Annotated in this window: 17 protein-coding genes; 4 read left to right on the top strand and 13 right to left on the bottom strand. The window is 68.8% G+C overall.

The window, feature by feature from the left end; all coding sequences use genetic code 11:
• Positions 1–414: 414 nt before the first annotated feature.
• From IH09_RS01530 to IH09_RS01545, 4 genes are all read right to left on the bottom strand, one after another.
• Positions 415–1,182, bottom strand: coding sequence for a thioredoxin domain-containing protein (locus IH09_RS01530; protein WP_052853363.1), 768 nt, complete (start codon positions 1,180–1,182; stop codon positions 415–417).
• Positions 1,183–1,184: 2 nt separating this feature from the next.
• Positions 1,185–1,598: a hypothetical protein gene (locus IH09_RS01535; RefSeq protein ID WP_143682155.1), complete on the bottom strand. Its 414-nt coding sequence runs from the start codon at positions 1,596–1,598 to the stop codon at positions 1,185–1,187.
• A 132-nt stretch (positions 1,599–1,730) separates the two neighbouring features.
• Positions 1,731–2,297: a hypothetical protein gene (locus IH09_RS01540; protein ID WP_052853365.1), complete on the bottom strand. Its 567-nt coding sequence runs from the start codon at positions 2,295–2,297 to the stop codon at positions 1,731–1,733.
• Complete coding sequence (locus tag IH09_RS01545) at positions 2,294–3,223, bottom strand: polymorphic toxin-type HINT domain-containing protein (RefSeq protein WP_318279366.1); 930 nt, start codon at positions 3,221–3,223, stop codon at positions 2,294–2,296. The genes IH09_RS01540 and IH09_RS01545 overlap by 4 nt, the downstream gene beginning before the upstream one ends.
• Before the next feature lie 89 nt (positions 3,224–3,312).
• Between IH09_RS01545 and IH09_RS01550 the strand changes: the two genes are divergently transcribed.
• On the top strand, positions 3,313–4,104 hold the full coding sequence (locus tag IH09_RS01550; RefSeq protein ID WP_110951989.1) for an alpha/beta fold hydrolase: 792 nt from the start codon (positions 3,313–3,315) through the stop codon (positions 4,102–4,104).
• A 62-nt stretch (positions 4,105–4,166) separates the two neighbouring features.
• Entirely contained in the window at positions 4,167–4,808 is a 642-nt protein-coding gene (locus IH09_RS01555) for a nucleotidyltransferase domain-containing protein (RefSeq protein WP_052853367.1), read from the top strand.
• A gap of 548 nt (positions 4,809–5,356) precedes the next feature.
• Here IH09_RS01555 and IH09_RS01560 read toward each other — a convergent pair.
• Complete coding sequence (locus tag IH09_RS01560) at positions 5,357–5,860, bottom strand: hypothetical protein (RefSeq protein ID WP_190233176.1); 504 nt, start codon at positions 5,858–5,860, stop codon at positions 5,357–5,359.
• Between the two features lie 822 nt (positions 5,861–6,682).
• A complete protein-coding gene (locus IH09_RS01565; RefSeq protein WP_052853369.1) occupies positions 6,683–7,708 on the bottom strand; it encodes an NADP-dependent oxidoreductase in 1,026 nt (341 codons plus the stop codon).
• Between the two features lie 69 nt (positions 7,709–7,777).
• Between IH09_RS01565 and IH09_RS01570 the strand changes: the two genes are divergently transcribed.
• Complete coding sequence (locus tag IH09_RS01570; RefSeq protein ID WP_205380093.1) at positions 7,778–8,899, top strand: GlxA family transcriptional regulator; 1,122 nt, start codon at positions 7,778–7,780, stop codon at positions 8,897–8,899.
• A 20-nt stretch (positions 8,900–8,919) separates the two neighbouring features.
• Here the strand turns inward: IH09_RS01570 and IH09_RS01575 are convergent, their stop codons facing one another.
• The 3 genes from IH09_RS01575 to IH09_RS01585 all read right to left on the bottom strand — a co-directional run bounded on the left by IH09_RS01575 (position 8,920) and on the right by IH09_RS01585 (position 13,017).
• On the bottom strand, positions 8,920–9,774 hold the full coding sequence (locus IH09_RS01575) for a DUF6801 domain-containing protein (RefSeq protein ID WP_318279367.1): 855 nt from the start codon (positions 9,772–9,774) through the stop codon (positions 8,920–8,922).
• 67 nt (positions 9,775–9,841) lie between these two features.
• Positions 9,842–12,721, bottom strand: a complete 2,880-nt coding sequence (locus IH09_RS01580) for an NACHT domain-containing protein (protein ID WP_052853372.1) — start codon at positions 12,719–12,721, stop codon at positions 9,842–9,844.
• On the bottom strand, positions 12,718–13,017 hold the full coding sequence (locus IH09_RS01585) for a trypco2 family protein (protein ID WP_052853373.1): 300 nt from the start codon (positions 13,015–13,017) through the stop codon (positions 12,718–12,720). Before IH09_RS01585 ends, IH09_RS01580 begins: the two co-directional genes overlap by 4 nt.
• Positions 13,018–13,213: 196 nt before the next feature.
• Here IH09_RS01585 and IH09_RS40535 point away from each other — a divergent pair, with 196 nt between their 5' ends.
• Positions 13,214–13,585, top strand: coding sequence for a hypothetical protein (locus tag IH09_RS40535; RefSeq protein WP_052853374.1), 372 nt, complete (start codon positions 13,214–13,216; stop codon positions 13,583–13,585).
• On the opposite strand, the gene IH09_RS01595 is transcribed toward IH09_RS40535, so the two are convergent.
• The 4 genes from IH09_RS01595 to IH09_RS01610 are packed head-to-tail and all read right to left on the bottom strand — an operon-like array spanning position 13,572 to position 17,015.
• Positions 13,572–14,867 (bottom strand): NAD(P)/FAD-dependent oxidoreductase, encoded by a 1,296-nt coding sequence (locus IH09_RS01595; RefSeq protein ID WP_110951990.1) that lies wholly within the window; start codon positions 14,865–14,867, stop codon positions 13,572–13,574. The genes IH09_RS40535 and IH09_RS01595 overlap by 14 nt on opposite strands.
• Positions 14,864–15,187: a 2Fe-2S iron-sulfur cluster-binding protein gene (locus IH09_RS01600; RefSeq protein WP_052853375.1), complete on the bottom strand. Its 324-nt coding sequence runs from the start codon at positions 15,185–15,187 to the stop codon at positions 14,864–14,866. Before IH09_RS01600 ends, IH09_RS01595 begins: the two co-directional genes overlap by 4 nt.
• Positions 15,184–16,134: a fumarylacetoacetate hydrolase family protein gene (locus IH09_RS01605; protein WP_052853376.1), complete on the bottom strand. Its 951-nt coding sequence runs from the start codon at positions 16,132–16,134 to the stop codon at positions 15,184–15,186. Before IH09_RS01605 ends, IH09_RS01600 begins: the two co-directional genes overlap by 4 nt.
• A gap of 38 nt (positions 16,135–16,172) precedes the next feature.
• Complete coding sequence (locus IH09_RS01610) at positions 16,173–17,015, bottom strand: polysaccharide deacetylase family protein (RefSeq protein ID WP_052853377.1); 843 nt, start codon at positions 17,013–17,015, stop codon at positions 16,173–16,175.
• Positions 17,016–17,017: the final 2 nt, after the last annotated feature.

Raw genomic sequence — 17,017 nt, forward strand, 5'->3', positions numbered from 1 at the left:
GACTCGGCTCTCAGCGGATCCAGCGAAAGGCGCCTGACGGGCAGAAGCCCAGGCCAGGCGCCTTTTCTCGGGCCTTTGGAAGAAGCCGAGCTTCTTCGGGGAATGCGAGGCGAGGAGGTTCTTCGCCTGCTGGTGGTACTGCGCTCGCAGTGGTGCTGAGCGGCTGAGCAGCTGAGCTAATGAAACGGCGGACGGGGCCGGCATCGGCGGGGTGTTGGTCCGTGTATGGCCCGGATCTCCGGGAACTGGGGCACCCGGATGCGAAGACCTTTCCGGTGTTGCAGACGATGGGGGAGAAGGCCGACGACGACGGAATGGAGCCCGTAGTCGGTGGAGGTGGGGGCGCTTGGCGAAGCAGAACAGCGTGGGCCGCCTCCGGTCGCAGAGACGCCGGCTCTCGCGGCTGTTGCCGTGTCACAGACGTTCGCGGACGTGGCGCGCGAACGCCTCCGGGGTAAGAAACCTGCCCCCGCTTTCACGGAGCGGAAGAGCGGCGCCGTCGAGTTCAGCGGCGGGCAGCTCTTCGCGGGAAGCGCGATGAGCGCGGTCGACCTTGACCGACCAGGGAAGATAGGTGAGCTCTTGAACGGCTCTGTCAAACGCGGGAGTGCGCAGCCCCTCGACCTTGTCGGCGAGAGCGAGCAACCGGTCGTCCGACGCGGACTGTTCACCGAGCAGCAGCCCAAGATATCCGTTGAACTTTCCCGCCTTGCCGGCCTCCGTTTCCGCGTCGGCGTTGGCTGCCGCGCCCAGGGCGTTGATGGCGTGGAGGGCGGACTCGTCTCCCGCTGTGCCGTCCAGGGTGGCGGCCACTCGGTACTCGATGCGGTACGCGCCCTGGTCTGCCAGTGCGCGCATGGCCGGGCCGAGAGCTTGCTCCAACTTGTGGCATTCCGTGCAGTTCAGCGCGGTGTGGACGGTGAGGGTGCGCCGGGCGTCCGGCTTGCCGTGGACCACCGAAGTCCGTTGATCCCCTGCGGTGTTGGCGGGCACCACCAGCGGCTTGTCCACGGCCTCGTCCGCCGGGTCGCCGCTGGTGAGATAGACCCCGCCCAGTGAAAGGACGGCCACCACCATGGCGACGAGGAGGAGCCGACGGCGGAGCCTGGTGCGTTTGGCCGCGGTTGCCCGCTCGGCCCGCAGCCGCTCCCTTGCGCTGAGCCCGTGCGCACCCTCACTCACGACTACGAGTCCTTGCCGGCAGGCGAGACCGCCACGCACGTGGCTGTGCCGAACTCACCCTTGGCGGTGGACCGCTTCGCCTCCTTGCCGTTGATATAGATCACGCAGTCTGCCTGGCCTCCTTTCTCGCCCAGGATCAGACTGACGCTGGGGGAGGTGGCTATGCCCTTCATCGTGGCCTTCTTCTTCCATGGCAGTTTGGGCGCCTCGACATCCTTCGAGGAGACTTCCCCCTTGGCGCCGTCCTCGTAGGTGACGGTCTGCACGCCGCTACCGGTCACCTCGTAGACGACTTCGAACTCCTTGGCGTCCAGCTTGTCGAATTCTGTCTTGACGTCACCGGCGCATCCGGTGAGCCACGTTGTCGCCAGCCCGGTGGCAGCGGCGATCGAAACGACCTTCATTGCGCGGCGCATTATTTTTCCTTGATGGATAACGGGATATCTGTGTGAGGGCGGCCCGATGGGCCGAGGAAGGCCGGTGCGGCGGGGGGACTCCCCGCCGCACCGACGGCAACAATGGCGTCCGACCTGGACTACTCGGACGGCCTAAGTAGCCTGGATCAGCTCAGCCAGTAGCGCCTTCGAGTGTTCCCGGGACCTGTCTCTGAGCGCCTGCCGGAGGGAGTCGTCGAACGCCCTGGGGGCGGATGACAGGTCGGAGATGTCAGCCAGCTGGCGTGTGCACTCCACCTCGTAGCGGTCGACGCCGTCACCGATTTCATCCGAGATGAATTCCGCTGCGTTCAATACGTGATTACAGCAGGACTCAATGTGCGTGGTGTCGTGCGTCTCCCGGTACTTGCATGCGTAGTGCAGGGCACCAGCGGCCTCGTAGGCGTAGGAGTACAGCCCGTCGGGTACTTCTTCCCCGGCCAGCTCCGGCAGCCGGAGCAGTCGATCGGCCAGTTCCTCCCATGGATGGGTGGCAGCGGTCGACCACAGCCGATCGAGGCAGTCCACGACCAACTCGACATCCGCGGCGCGCGCCGGGTCGGTTCCGACCACGCCAGTGAAGAGTTGTGCCATGCGCTCGGCGCAGGAAGCCGCGAACAGTCCTGCTCGTTCGACGTCGCCGCTGCTCAGGAAGTGCCGCAGCGTTGTTTCGTAACTCACCAGTGGAACGTCCTTATCTGTGTGCCTTTTTCCCTTGGGTACACGCGGCCCGATATTTTGCCGCCACTGGATCTGATCAGTGGTGCGCATACATTGCTGCACACGCTCCGCGACGCGCCGCCGGCAATCGGAGACCATCCCATTCTATTGATGAACAAGAGGGCGTTCTGCTCGGCATGCGTGCCCTTGATGTTGTCGGCAAGAATCTCGCCCCGGCGGAGCATCCCCTTCTGGGTTCTGTTCAGGCCGTTGCCGCTGCCGGCGACGACGTCCACGCTCCCCAGCGGGGAGCGGGCGCGCACCACGGCGACCGTGGAATGTCCCCTGGCAATGTCGCTACCGGCCTGGGCATGGATTTGCGAGGCCCGGTCGGAAAGCTGCTGGGACGGTGAGCAGTTTGTGTTGTGTACCAGGACGGGGGCGTTCCCCGCCGCCACGTGGTACGTATACGTGCTCTCGACCGTCAGGTTGTGAACGGTCGCGTTCTGCGTCCACGCCTGGACCGCACTTATCTGCACCCAGGTGCCGGAGCTGGTCTGGAGCCACATGCCGGGTTTCAGGTCGCCGGCGTCGAGCCACTTCTTGAGGTCGGGGACCCAGAAGGGGTGGCCGTCGGTGGCGATCAGGGCGCCGCTGTCGGCCTGTTCTCCGCCCTTGTCACCGTCCGCACGAACGGTGATCTTGACGAGGTCCTTGCTGCCGTTGCCGATGATCGTGGCGACGACCGGTTCGGCCTTGGCCTTACCCGTTTCCGGGTCGGTGGCCAGGACCTTGTCGCCGGTCTTGATCTCCTCGATCGGCTTGTGGGTGCCGTCGGCCATCAGGACGGTGGTCCCGGGCACGAAGCTGTTGGGGGTCGGGCAGCCCTGCGGCTGTGCCGCCTCCCGGACCTGTTCCTTGGCCTGTTCCTTGACCTCCTGCTTCACCTCGTGCTTGATCTGCTGCTTGACCTGGCGCGAGCCCTGCGGTTTCGCATGCTTGGGCTTCGGCGTCTGCTTCGGATGCCTCGGCCGCACTGCTCACCGCGGAACATCGTGTCCTCGCCGTCGACCTTCCCGGGCACGGCCGTTCCCCCGGGATTTCCCCATGGACGATCCCCGCCGTGGTACTGGACGTCGCGGACACGATGGACGCGTGTGGCATGCCGGCGGCTGTTGTGGTGGGGCATTCCCTCGGCGGGCTGGTCGCGGTCGAGTACGCGCGGGCGTATGCGGGTGCTGTCCTTGCCGCCGTGAATCTGGACGGTTTCTGGTGGGGACGGCCCGGTGAGTACCCCGGTGCCGAGCGGGTGGGGGAGCTGCTGCGGTCGTCGGACGGTGCAATCGCGCCACCCGGGTACATCGAGCGGCAAGTTGTCCACGCCGCTCGGTACGGGATTCCCTCCGGGCGTGCGGAGGCCGCCGCCCGCGCTGCCGTGTGCCCCTTACCCGGCGGCGGGTGGCAGACGCTACCGGAGCGCAGGGCCGCGCTGGAGATGTACGGCGAACTCGACAGACTCGGCGCGTTGGGTGCCACCGCCTGGCTGAAGGGGGTGGAGTGCCCCCTGTTGCTGGTGCAGGCCGGCCGGCCGCAACCGCCGAGCCCCGCGATGGAATGGTTCGACGACCTCTCCGCCCGGTTCGCACGGGGGCTCTCCGCGGAGCTGGCCGAGCTCTCCCGCAACCGGCCGACGATCACCGTCACCCAGATCGACGCCAGCCATCCCATGGTCCTGGAAGCCCCGGAAGCAGTGGCGACACTGATCGCCGGGTTCGTCCGGAGCCTGCCCGGGACCTCGGCCGGGGCAGACCTACGGCGAATGGACTGAAGCGCCGCTGGACGGGTTTCCCCTGTTCTCTGAACCACCAGTTGAGGCAGTACGTTGGTCCGATGACCGATTCTGTGCCGCCCGGTGGCGCTGTTCTCGATGCGGACGAACTGGATGCCCGGTGGGCGGATGCCTGGCAGCCGGGAGAGGTCGCGGAGCGGTTGGCCGGGGTCAGCGTGCCCTGGTGCGTCGTGGCGGGGTGGGCGCTGGACCTGTTCCGCGGAGGGCAGTCGCGACCTCACGGTGATCTGGAGATTGCGGTGCCCGCGGCGGGGTTCGCGGAGATTCGTGACCGCTTCCCCGAGTACGTGTTTGACGCGGTGGGTTCGGGACGGGTCTGGGTGGGGGCCGGGGCAGAGGCGCTCGCGGCCACGCACCAGACCTGGCTGCGGGATCCGGTGAGCGGCCAGTTCCTGTTCGACGTCTTCCGGGAGCCGCACGAGGGCGGGACATGGATCTGCAGGCGGGACGGGAGTCTGCGGCTGCCGTACGACACGATCATCGAGCGGACCGCGGACGGCATCCCCTATCTGGTGCCGGAGCTGGTGCTGTTGTTCAAGGCGAAGGCGGCTCGTCCGAAGGATCATGCGGACTTCGACGGGGTCCTGCCGCTGCTGAGCCAGGCACGGCGCGACGTTCTCAGCGGGTGGCTGACGCGTGTGCATCCCGAACACCCCTGGCTGGCGAAACTGGCGAGGAGGTGAGGCAGGCCCTGCCGTCAGCACTGCCCACTGGCGGCTTCAGGACGGCATCGTGACGAGCCTGCCGTGACCGTTCGGCGAACTGGTCCGCAGGGCCCGGCTCACCGCTGAGCAGGGCGAGGAGATACATCAACCAGCCATGCGTACCGCGGACGTGACCACTCACCATCGGTGAGGGCGACCACCGGTCGGGAAGATGCCCCGGTCTCTCGGTTGCCGAGGGTCCGGCGGTTTATGAGCTGGCTGGCCGGCTGCACCCTCACCAGCCTCCTCACGTCCCCGGCTCTTCCCGCCGCGAGCCGTTCGCCGGGACCAGCACACGCACCGCCGCGAAGCTCAGTCTTCGCACCGGGGTTACGCCGCTCTACGAACGTTTCCAGTGGAAACGACCGTGCCGTATGGGCAGGGCGGACGTCGGCGTCGTCGCGCTGAGGTGGGCCGGCCGCTGGCCGCCCCTGTACGGGTGGCCAGCGGGGGCGGGGGCGGGGTCAGGCTTGGCAGTACGTCAGGCGCAGGGCATCGTCGTGATGGGCGAGGGCTACCCGGTCGGCTCAGTTGTCCCGCTCGCGCCATTGCGCGCGGTTGCCCTCAACCTCGGCGATGCTCGGGTGTCGCACGGCGTCCAGCCGCTCATCAGCGAGAAGGTCGGCGATCAAGGCCGGGGGTCCGAAGACCTCGGTCGCGCTGAGGTCCCAGTTGGTGAGGACGAACCAGGAGCCCTCCAGGGGCCACCAGTGCGCGGGGAACTGGGTTGTGACGGCCCGGTTCGGCCACGCGCAGGCGTCATGGTGAGCGAGTGCCTCATCCAGCCGGCCCCGACGGGCCGGGATCGGGCAGCCGATGTCCTCGATCGTGGCCTGAGCCCAGTAGCACTCCGTGCGCAACCCGTTGGGGCTGTGGCGGGCGAGGATCTCCACCAGGCGGGCCAGACTGTCGCGGTCGATCTCGCCCACGTCCGGGCCTTTAAAGCCTTCGGGCCGGTCCAGCTCTCCGAAGACCCGGAAGGAGGGGGTGTACGACCAGTCCTCCAGGCGCTTGCCGGCCTGCGTCAGCACGTCGTCCCACCTGACTCGCTTCCCTCCCACCGTGATGGTGTGCAGAACCCAGCAACGATCAGGGAAACCCTCCTGGGGCTCGTAGCCCAAGATGGCCCCGTCCTCGTCCAGAAGCGGGCGCATACCGCCCAGCGAATCATCGTCCGACACAAGCTCCAACACGGAATCCCTCGGCACTTCGATCATGCATCTGACGTTCTGTAACCGATGGAGCTTAAACGACAGGTTGGGAAGCGACAGGCTGAGAGGGGAACCAACACGTGGTCCAGGGCGCCACTGGCAAGATCGCGGCAGGTCCTCATCGCCCTGAGAGGGGTACCCCGGTCCCAGATTTCGTCAGGGCGCCGACCACTGCCGAGGACAGCGTGGCGACCGAGCCGAAGACCCCTACCTCGGTCTGCGACTCGGGCCGCGCCGGTCCGTCCTCATCGGGCAACACCGTCGGTCCGTCCGCTGACCTGGCGCAAGGAGGAGCGAGGCGGCCCGGCGGCCGTGACGGATCAGAAGGAATGCCGCATCGGATTGGCGCCGTGACGAGCGGCCCGAGAGCTCCCCGCAGCCGACAGAGGGCTGGGCGGCCGGTGAGCCCCGGACCGCGACGGACACGACACATCGCGGCAGTCCGATACAACACGGACGCCCGCTATCTGACGCCGCGTCTGGCATCAATCGAAGTTCCTGGCAACAGTCGAATGTGGCGCGGTAGCCGATGCCGAAGGTCCGGCTGATCCGGGCCCGGCCCTCTGGTGCGGCGTGTGACCGCCTTGCCCTCGTCGGATGTCCTGTGCCGCGGGCCGGGAGCGATCCCCGAGCCATCCCGCTTCAGCGCACGGTGATGACCAGCTTGCCCGTGGTGCGGCCCGTCTCGCCCAGGATGTGGGCTCGGGTGCCTTCGGCGAGGGGGAAGGTGCCGGAGACGTGAGCGCGGAGCCTGCCCCGGTCGACGAGCTCGGCGATGGCGCGCATCCCGGCCTGGTCGTGCTCCACGAGCAGGGTGACAGCGCGGACCTGCGCCTTCTCCGCCGCGGCCTGGGTTTCCTCGGTGCTCGGCAGCAGCGAGACGAGGACGCCGCCGGGGCGGAGCACGCTCACGGAACGGGTGGCGGTCTCCCCGCCGAGGGCGTCAAGGACGACGTCGTAGCGCTCCTCGGTGTCGGCGAAGTCCTCGGAGCGGTGGTCGATGCAGGCATCCGCGCCGAGTTCGCGCAGGAAGTCGTGCTTGGGGGCGCTCGCCGTCCCGGTGATGTGCGCGCCGCGCTCCTTGGCGATCTGTACGGCGAGATGGCCGACACCGCCGGCCGCGGCGTGGATCAGCACCCGCTGCCCGGCCCGGAGGCCCGCGGTTTCGACGAGGGCTTGCCAAGCGGTGAGCGCGGCCAGCGGCAGAGCGGCCGCCTGCACATGGTCGATTCCGGCGGGCTTGGCGGTGAAGGCGCGGGTGGGGCCGGTCACGTACTCGGCGTGGGAGCCGGCCCCGTACGGGTAGGGCAGCATGCCGAACACCTCGTCACCGGGCCGGAAGAGGGTGACGCCGAAGCCGGTCTCCACCACGGTGCCGGAGACGTCCCAACCGAGGGTCAGCGGCGGGGGCGGCAGGAACATGTTCAGGGCACGGTGCTTGAAGTCCGTGGGGTTGAGCCCGGCCGCGTGCACGGCGACGAGGATCTCCCCGGGGCCGGGCGCGGGCCGCGGAAGCTCCGTCAGCCGGAGGACCTCGGGACCGCCGAGGGCCGTCTGGTGCAGGGCGAGCATCACGGGGGAGTCGTCGGGAGCGGTGGGGTTCGGGGCGTCCGTGGCGGCCGCCGGATGCGGTGAGTTGAGGTTCTCAGGGGTGTCCGTCGAAGTCATGCCTCGATCCTGGCCGTACGGTCCGCCCCGGACGATGGCAAGAAGGTCATCCTCCGATACATTCCTGCCATGCCCGTCGACCCTGCCGCCCGCCACGTCCCCGGCGCCTGCGGTACTCCCGCTGCCCGCCCCGCGTCCGCCGCGCCTTCCCGGGCCCGTGACCTCGCCGCCCGCGCGGCGGAACTGGACCGCCAGATGCGCCCGGACCCGCGACCCGAAGCCCACAAGGTCGCCGTCCTCGCCCTCGACGGCGTCTACCCCTTCGAACTCGGCATCCCGCACCGGGTCCTGGGTTCCGCCGATGGCCGCTACGAGGTGCTGTCCGCGAGCGCGGACGGGCAGCCCGTGCGTACCGACTCGGACCTGACCGTCATCCCCGGGCACGGTCCGGAGGTGCTGGCCGAGGCGGACACCGTGGTCATCCCGCCGTACGCGATCTCCCGGGCCCCGGCCCCGCAAGCTCTGGCCGCCCTGTCCCGCGTCCGCCCCGGCACCCGTCTGGTGTCCATCTGCACCGGCGCTTTCCTGCTGGCCGCCGCCGGTCTGCTGGACGGGCGCCGGGCCACCACCCACTGGGCGCTTGCGGACCACTTCCAGGAGCTGTTCCCCCGGGTCGAGCTCGACGCCGGCGTGCTCTTCGTCGACCACGGTGACGTGCTGACCTCGGCGGGCGCGGCGAGCGGTGTCGACGTCTGTCTGCACCTGGTGCGCCAGGACCACGGCAGCGAGGTGGCCAACCAGGTCGCCCGCCGCTGCGTCGTGCCCCCGTACCGGGACGGCGGGCAGGCGCAGTACATCGAGCGGCCGCTGCCGCCGGTGAGCGGAACCGGCACCGGGCCGACCCGCGACTGGGCGTTGCAGCGGCTGGAACTGCCGCTGTCGCTGGACGAGATGGCCGTGCACGCGGCGATGAGCACCCGCACCTTCGCCCGGCGCTTCCGGGAGGAGACCGGTCTGAGCCCCGGCCGCTGGCTGACCCAGCAGCGGCTGCGGCAGGCGCGGCACCTGCTGGAGTCCAGCGACCTGCCGGTGGAACGGGTCGCCCACGAGGTCGGCTTCGCCACCGCCACCTCGCTGCGGCGGCACCTGGCGGCGGAGGCGGGGGTCGCCCCGTCGGAGTACCGGCGCACTTTCCGTGCCTCGGGTCCAGCCGCGGGCGGCGTCAGGGAAGCATCAGGACCTGGCGGCTGAGCCGGATCCCGCCACACACCTCAGCCGTCGTCACCGGCATGGCGACGGCGCTTCGCCCGCGAGCTGAGGAGAAAGAGGCCGCCGCCCGCGACAAGGGCGCCTACGGCCAGCAGTGTCAGGTCCGTGGCGCCCTGGCCGGTGTTCGCGATGGTGCCCCGCCCCGTACCGTTGCCCATGGACGCCGGCAGAGCCGACGCCCCGGCGGAGGCCGCGCCCGAAGTGGCGGAGGCGGGCGAACCGGCCGCCTTCCCCGCCCCCACGACCTTGAACGATGCCACGACGGGCCGCGGATGGGCATTGAGCTTGCACCCTACGTTGATCGGGCCCAGGGTTTCGCCGTTCGCTTTCTGCCCGGCGAGTTTCAGGGTGAGGTCGCCAACGGCGATCTGTACGTTGCCCGGCTTGTGGAACGTGCGAGAGGGGGTGGTGCCCGTCGCCTTGACGGCAAAGGCACGGTCGGAATCGGGAAGGGTGACCTTGTTGATGTCGAAGTGCACAGGGACGCTGAAGTCGCCGTCCGGAGAGTGCAGTTCTGCGTTCGCGTCCACCGTGCCCTCAATGGACTTCAGGTCCCCAATGGCGGTGTGGATCAGGTGTGTGTCCTCCTTGCTCACCGTCGTCGTCGCGTCGAGGGGGAATTTCGGGGTGGACTTGCCGGCCGTGACCGAATCCGGAATATCCGAGTGGATCTCCATCGGGACGGACTTGCTGAACAGAGGAACTGAACATGTGTAGTTCAGTGTGCGCGAAACCGGGTGCGCGAAGGCGGCGCCAGCTCCGGAAACTCCCACGGCTCCGGCGATGATTCCCGCTGCCGTCGCTACCCGGAGCACCACCCTCGTTTTTGACCTTGCTGCGTTGCGCCTGCCATTCATGAGCTGTCCCCAATCGGTCGATCAGCGGTGATTCTCATCGGTCAGCGCCTGTCACGTTTCTTCGTGTTCAAGGCGACGCGCTTCCGGTCGCCAATGGTTCCCGCTCGGCCATAATCGGTGAACTCGGCCGGCGGGAGGCATGGTGCGTCTGGAAGGTGTGAGCCAGGTGGGCTTCGAGTTGTGCGTGACGGAATTGGTAGACCGCGCCGGCCCTGCGCAACACCCCTCGTTCGTGGGCGTCGTCCAGGAAAGCGACCACCGCCCAGGGCAGCCGCCCGGTCAGCGGCAACCATATGCGCGACAAGGCCACCCACTGACCCCAAGCGGTGAAACTCAGTCCGTATCCGAGCCCGCCCCCGAACGCGCCCTCGATCCCGAAGGTGAGCCCGGCCAGCAGCCCGAGAACGGGTCCGGTCGCGAACTCACCTAGGTACCCGGGCGCGCCCCCGATGGCGATTCCGGCCGGGAGCCCGAGCACGAGCAACCACACGAGCATATAGACGAACGCGTTCTTGCGGTTCGTCCTCAACAGGTCCGAAGCGCTGATAGCGGATGTGGTGTCAATAGGGGTTTCCAACCAGGCCATGATCGCCAGCGCGAACCCGGCGCCCAACCCCAGCTCCGCCGGGAACAGCAATGCGCCTCGGAGCCCGCCACTGAGTCCGTCGTCGAACCCCAACGGCCCGATGACAAACCTGTCCAAGAGCTCCAGCGCAATCGCAGCCGGCACCCCGAAAGAGAACCCCAGCACGAACCTGCGGATGATCTCGGCGGCATTCCGTCGGATCCCGCCGAAGAGCTGGATGTGCAGCGTCGATGGCTCGGACGCCGGGCCCCTGCGTGCGAATCCGTACACCAACCCGAAGACCAAACCGGCCACCAGCCCGTGCAGGAGCCAGACCAGGAGCCCACGCTCGATCGCGAACCCGAGCGGATGCGTCGTCCCGACCAAGTCCACGGGCAGGTTCCCGATCCCGGTCGGCACTCCCAAAGCCATCCCGGCCAGGAACCCGACCACGAGCATGCGTGTCGAACGGCTTACCGCGGCGCCCAGTTGCCACCACGCGAGGTCATGGGTACGGAGTTCGGCAAGGTGTGCGGCGAGGTAGCCGAGCCAGTGCTGGGCATGTTCGGGAGTCCAGTGACGGCGGCGTCGGCGGGGACGGTCCGCGTCGCGATCGTCCGTGGGCGCGAGTTTGTAGACGGCGGGGATGAACGCGGCCAGGAGATGCTTTTGCAGGGCTTCCGGCGTGGGGAAGTCCAGCAGCTCCCGGGGGTCTTGTCCGGGAGCGTCGCTGTAGATGGTGCGGGCCAGGGAGACCATCAGCGGGGTGGAGAGAACCTCGGCGAGGTTCGCCGTGCACGGGGTGAACGGCGTTTCGCGTAACCGTGCCAGGACGGTGTCCCAGACGGTACTGTCCGGGCCGCCGCCTCTGACCGGCCGGCTGGCTCGGGTCAGGTAGTCGCCGTAGTCCTCTACGGTGAGACCCTCCAATTCGATGACCGCGGCGGCGGTCAGCACGTCGGATTCTTTGGAGTCGTTGACGGCCCTGCTGTATTCGTCCGGGCGGCTGGTGAGCAGCAGCGGCATGGTGGTGGCCTTGTTGAGCGCTTCGAGCGCCTTGCCGTGCAGGCCGCTGGGGATCTCGTCGAAACCGTCCAGAACGGGAAGGATCTTGCCCGTGTCGAGCAGGGCGCGGGCAAAACTGCCGCCGTGCGCGGCCGGAGCCGCGAGGAAGGGGTGGTCGCGCACCAGTTGGGCGCACATCCAGTCGCGCAGTGAAGTGGCGGCCGGATCCCAGGAACCCAGGCCGAAGATCACCGGTACCCGGTCGCCGGGGACGCGGGCATCGAGCCAGTCGACGAGGAAGCGCAGGGTGAGGATCGACTTGCCCGCCCCGGCCTCACCCAGCACCACCAGCCGAGAGGAGGGGACGGAGAGGTACGCCTCCACGATCTGGTCGAGTTCACCGTCCAGCGGGAGGGGATGTGCGGCTGCCCCGCGCGGGAGCTTGCGGATGTTGGCCCAGTGATCGAAGACATTCCGGTCGGTGCACCGGAAACGCAGGGGGAGCGGGAACGGGTCGTGCACCCGCCGCTGCTCCTCCTCCTTGCGCCATTGTCTGGACACCTCGCGGGCCAGCGCTTCGGCCGGGTCGTCATCAGCCAGCTGTAGCTGTGCGGATGGCGGTGGGAGCCGCGTGAGGTGGGCGGCACGGGTCGGCAAGCCGATCAGTTCGCTCAGTTCATCGATCTGATCTCGACTGAGACTCTTGTACCAGCGTTGTACCCGGCTTGCCGTGAGTCTGCCTGGACCGTCGGTGGCGTGATGCAGGCTGACCACTCCGATCAGGTACCCGCTGCTCCACACCGCGGCTCCCGACATCCCTTCCCATGGGGAGCGGCCCTCCGGATCGGCCCCCGGAGCGCTTACGGAGATCTCCAGGGTGCCTTTGCGCAGGTCCGCCCATGGCGTGGTGCTGCCCAGCGCATGGTGGGAATCCCGGTACTGCGTGGTCCTATTGAGCTCCGATGATGCAATGTCGATACGCAGCTTGAATTTGGGGAACCCCAGCGATTCGCAATCCACGGGCTGGGTGATGCGGCCGAACCGCACCGGCGGGACCTCTAGGGCGTACATCCCTCTGCTGCCCGCGTCCTGCGCGATCTTGAGCACCGCGATATCGACTCCGGAGTCCTCCCACAACGGATCCGGCTCGGCCGGCACATCCGTGACGACACCGTCCTCGGTGAGGAAACGCAGCGTGACCGAGATCGCGTCCCGCACGACATGCGCGGCTGTGAGCACCGTATTCCCACTCACGCGGTAGCCCGATCCGCGCCACCTCTCGCCTCCGCGCCCGATGACGAGGACCTGGACCACTCGCCGTACATCGAACCCGTCCGGCTCGGACGCCTCGGTCGCGCCGCCGTCCGCGGCACTCATTGCTCGTCCCGGCCGGCGCGGCCGGAGACGAACGGCGGATTGTGCGACCCGTTGAGGGTGGGCTGCAATGTCAGTTTGATCAGCTGCGTCGAGGTGCGGTTCGCCGTCGCCTCCACATCGGACTCCACCACCCAGAACCGTACCTTCGCTCCCGCGCGCCCGGTCCGCTCCACCGCGACCGACAATTCCAGTTCGATCGCCCCCAGTTCAAAGCGCAGCGTTTCACCTTCCGCCGCGTCGACCGCCTGTTCCAATTCCTCCCGCAGATTCCTGATCACACTGGCCAACTCGATCATCCGTGCCCCCTACGCCGGTGCCAGTCGGTCACGAAAAACTCTAACCGCGTGGAAGCCTCAACACGTCGATTTTGCAAGGCAGTTGACACCAATGGGGGACATCGGGTGGCGCGAGCCGCTGCTGCCGGTGAGGCGTACCCGATGCTCGCGGACGTAGAGGTGGACGCATGCGGCAGATGGCTGACTTTCGCAAGCTTTGCTGGAGGCCCTGCCGGTAGGCCCCCTGCTGCCGAGCCCTTTCATTCCTCAGATCGGTCAGGACGGCGTCGGTGAACTCGACTCGCAGCGGCAGCATCCACTCGCCGAACTTCCGGTCGGTGAGGGCGACACAGCCCGCCCCCGCATCGGGGTTGACCCACAGGAAGTGTCCATCGACGAGAAGTCCGCGGCCCAGGCCCGCGAGCGACGTCACCCCGCCCGGCCTGCCGGGCTGGGACAACCCGTCCGGCCTGAGTTCGAGTGCCGCCGCGACGGCACCGCTTCGATCACCGCCGCACTTCCGGCGCTCTTGGGCCGCAGCCGGCCGGACAGTGCCGTTCGGCCGGGCGGCGCCTTCACCGGCGTGTGAAGGCGCCCCGGGCGTCGTCCTGGTCGTGCGCAGCCGCGGTCGGGTCTTGGCTCCGTCGGTGCCGGCCGGCCCATTGGGGGAGCGAGAATCCGTCGGCGGCTGTCTCCTCGCGGCAGAGGGGCTTGCCGAAGGCGAGGAGGCGGCGGGCCGCGATGTGGTCTGCCGGTGCGTTGACGGACTCGACGCCCGCGAGGAGTCCGTCTTTGAACAGCAGAACGGAGAACGATCCGGTCGCCGGGTCGCCGAGGACCGTGCTCTCGTCGTGGCCTTGTCCGAGGCCGGCGATCTGGAGCTTCGTCGAGAACTGTTCGGTCCAGAACCAGGGGACGGCGGTGTAGGCGGCGGGGGTTCCCGTCAGGCGGGCGGCGAGGCAGCGGGCCTGGTCGACGGCGTTCTGGATCGATTCGAGCCGGGTCCGGGTCCCGGTGTGGGCGTTGGGGAATTCGGCGCAGTCGCCGATGGCGGAGATGCGCGGGTCGCTGGTGCTCAGGAAGGCGTTGACCCGGATGCCGTCTCCGACGTCGATTCCGGCATCGGCCGCGAGTTCGACGGCGGGTGCCACGCCGACTCCGACGACCACGAGGTCCGCCGGAACGCGGCTGCCGTCGTGGAGCCGGACGCCGGTGACGGCGCCGGTGTGGTCGCCGTCGAGGCGTACGACCGTACGGCCCAGGTACAGCGTGGTGCCCTGTGCCCGGTGCAGGTCGGCGACGTGTGTCGAGGTCGCGATGGATACCGCCCGCGCCATCGGGCGGTGGAGCGCCTCGATGACGGTGGTCGTGATGCCCGTCTTCGCCGCGGCGGCCGCCACCTCCATGCCGATGAACCCGGCACCGATGATCGCCAGGTGTGAGGCGGTTGGCAGTCGGGTGCGCAGCCGTTCGGCGTCGTCCTGGGTGCGGAGCTGGACGATCCCGTCCAGGGTGATGCCCTCGATCGGTGGGATGCGGTTGCGGGCTCCCGTGGCCAGGACGAGATGGTCGTACGCCAGGGTGTTTCCGTCGGTCAGGTGGACCCGCCGGGTGGACCGGTCGATGGAGGCGACTCGGGTGTGCCGGAGTGCGATGTGGCGGCGCTCGTAGAAGGAGTGGGGGCGCAGCTCGATCTGTGTCTCGGGGTGCAGCAGGAAGCTTTTCGACAGGGGTGGCCGTTGGTAGGGCAGGCCCGGTTCGTCGCCGACGAGGATGACGGGCCCGGCGTGTCCTCGTTCCCGCAGCGAGGTCGCGACCTGGAAGCCGCCCTGCCCCGCGCCGACGATCACGACGGTTGCGCCGGGCTTCATGTCCGGCTCCCCGGTACGGTCACGACCATCGTGTCGATCGTGTCGCCGGCCGGGAGTTGGCAGCTCAGCCGGCTGGCGGTGGTTCGTGGCGCGTCGGTGCAGGCGAGCATCTGGTCCTCGTCGTCGGTCATGGCCGGGAGCTGGCCGGCTCCCGGGTCCTCGACGTAGACGTGGCAGGTCGCGCACATCATGTTGCCGCCGCATTCGCCGACGATTCCGTCCACGTCGGCGGCGAGGGCGGCCGACATGACCGAGTCGCCGGGGGCGGCGTTGATGGTGACGCGGGTGCCGTCGGGCTGTCTGTAGATGATCTTCGTCATGGCAACGTCCGAGTGGTGGTTGTGGTGGTCCCGTACAGGGCGGTGTCTTCGTCCGTGACCCGTTGGCGCAGCTCGCCGAGGCCGGTGATGCTGCCGCGGATCTCGTCGCCTTCGACGAGGTAGGCCGGCGGGTCGAGCTCGAATCCGCAGCCGCTCGGGGTGCCGGTGAGGATCACGTCGCCGGGGAGCAGGTCCATGGTGTTGCTGATCGACGCGATCAGGGCCGGTACGTCGAAGAGCATGTCGCTGCTCCAGCCGTCCTGGCGGGCTTGTCCGTTGACCGACAGCCGCAGGTTCAGCGGCTCGGAGTCCGGCCGTTCGTCGTGCTCGTCGCGCATGAGCAGCCAGGGTCCGGTAGCGCAGAACGACGGGAAGCCCTTGCCCCGGACGAGTTGCATCTGCAAGGGCGAGTGGAGTCCGGCGCCCAGGGCCACGTCCCGCGCGGTGACATCGTTGGCGATCATGTGGCCGGCGACGTGGGCGAGGGCGTCGGCGGGGGCTATCCGCCGTCCCGCCCGGCCGATCACGACGGCCAGTTCGAGTTCGTAATCGAGGGCCGTCGTCTCGGGCGGTTTGATCAGCGGGTCGTAGGGCCCGCACACGCTGCCCGGCGGCTTGAGGAACAGGACGGGCTCGGTGGGCGCGGTCTGATGCCCGAGCACGGCGTCGGAGTGCATCGGGTAGTTGAACCCGACGGCGATCACCTTGCCGGGACGCGGTACCGGCGGCCCCAGGCGCACGTTGGCGCGTGCGATGTGGTGCCGGGTGTCGTGCAGTGCCGCTGCCACGAGGGGGCGGACCGTCGGCCACAGCGCGAGGAGGTGTGTGGTGTCCGTGCCGGGGAGCCCGAGGGGCGCGAGAACTGGTGCGAGGGGCAGAATCGTGTGGTCGTCGACCAGCACGCCCGGCTGTTCGCCGCCGGGTCCGCCGAAACTGACGATACGCATGTCGTCTCCAGGAGAAGGGGTGTCGGCAGAGGGCGGCGTCACCACGCGGGGTGTGCGTCGACATGTGTGACTCCCGCGAAGTGTTCGGGGTGCGCGCGCATCCACCGCGCGATCTCGGCCGACCGGGCGTGCCAGACGCGGTCGTCGGCGTCGAGTCGGTCCATCAGGGTGGCGATGGCGGCGACCTTGTCCGGGGTGTCCTGCCAGAGCACGTGGAACACGTACGACGCGAAGCCGCCGGCCTCGACGGTCTCTTCGAGGAACCGCTGGTGCGCGCGGAGCAGGACGTCCGGGCCGACCGGATGGTCGCCCGGGTCCTCCTCGCGCAGCCGCGTGAAACCGGGGATGTAGTAGGCGCCGTCGACGCCCGTCCACGGGTAGGGCAGCAGTGCCAGCCCGTCCTGAACGCCGTGGACGTCGCCGGCCAGTGAGGCGAGCTCGAACCCGTACTCGCGCAGCAGCGCCGGCGAGTGGTCGCCGAGCAGGCCGGCGGGAGGGCGGGCCGCGACCGGCCGGATGCCCAGCCGGTCGTACCGCTCGAAACTGCGGTCCAGGGCCGTGCGCGATGCGGGGCCGTCCGTCCGGGCCCACGGTTCGTGCAACCAGCCGTGCCACCCGATGTCGTGGCCGGCCTCCGCGATGGACAGCACGGCGTCCGGGTAGGTGTCGACGTTCCACGCCTCCAGGTAGAAGGTCGACCGCACCGGCCGCTCGCGCAACATCTCCAGAAGGTTCGGGAGCTCGTCGGACACACTGTGGTGCCTCCCGACCGGGACGTGGCCGGGCCAGGACCCCATCTGGAGCTCGGCGGCCTCGCCGAGGTGGTCGAACGTGACACACGCCGCGGCCCGCCGCCCGCCGGGCCACCTTCCTGCGGTCACCG

The organism is Streptomyces celluloflavus, from assembly GCA_000720995.1.
GTDB classification, from domain to species: domain Bacteria; phylum Actinomycetota; class Actinomycetes; order Streptomycetales; family Streptomycetaceae; genus Streptomyces; species Streptomyces celluloflavus.

What these genes read in the sequence shown, in the direction of transcription:
- IH09_RS01570 (WP_205380093.1), top strand. Translation starts at nt 7,778, where the DNA reads ATGCCCGTCGACCCTGCCGCCCGCCACGTCCCCGGCGCCTGCGGTACT.
- IH09_RS01535 (WP_143682155.1), bottom strand. Translation starts at nt 1,598, where the DNA reads ATGCGCCGCGCAATGAAGGTCGTTTCGATCGCCGCTGCCACCGGGCTG.
- IH09_RS01555 (WP_052853367.1), top strand. Translation starts at nt 4,167, where the DNA reads ATGACCGATTCTGTGCCGCCCGGTGGCGCTGTTCTCGATGCGGACGAA.
- IH09_RS01585 (WP_052853373.1), bottom strand. Translation starts at nt 13,017, where the DNA reads ATGATCGAGTTGGCCAGTGTGATCAGGAATCTGCGGGAGGAATTGGAA.
- IH09_RS01565 (WP_052853369.1), bottom strand. Translation starts at nt 7,708, where the DNA reads ATGACTTCGACGGACACCCCTGAGAACCTCAACTCACCGCATCCGGCG.
- IH09_RS01600 (WP_052853375.1), bottom strand. Translation starts at nt 15,187, where the DNA reads ATGACGAAGATCATCTACAGACAGCCCGACGGCACCCGCGTCACCATC.
- IH09_RS01605 (WP_052853376.1), bottom strand. Translation starts at nt 16,134, where the DNA reads ATGCGTATCGTCAGTTTCGGCGGACCCGGCGGCGAACAGCCGGGCGTG.
- IH09_RS01575 (WP_318279367.1), bottom strand. Translation starts at nt 9,774, where the DNA reads ATGAATGGCAGGCGCAACGCAGCAAGGTCAAAAACGAGGGTGGTGCTC.
- IH09_RS01595 (WP_110951990.1), bottom strand. Translation starts at nt 14,867, where the DNA reads ATGAAGCCCGGCGCAACCGTCGTGATCGTCGGCGCGGGGCAGGGCGGC.
- IH09_RS01580 (WP_052853372.1), bottom strand. Translation starts at nt 12,721, where the DNA reads ATGAGTGCCGCGGACGGCGGCGCGACCGAGGCGTCCGAGCCGGACGGG.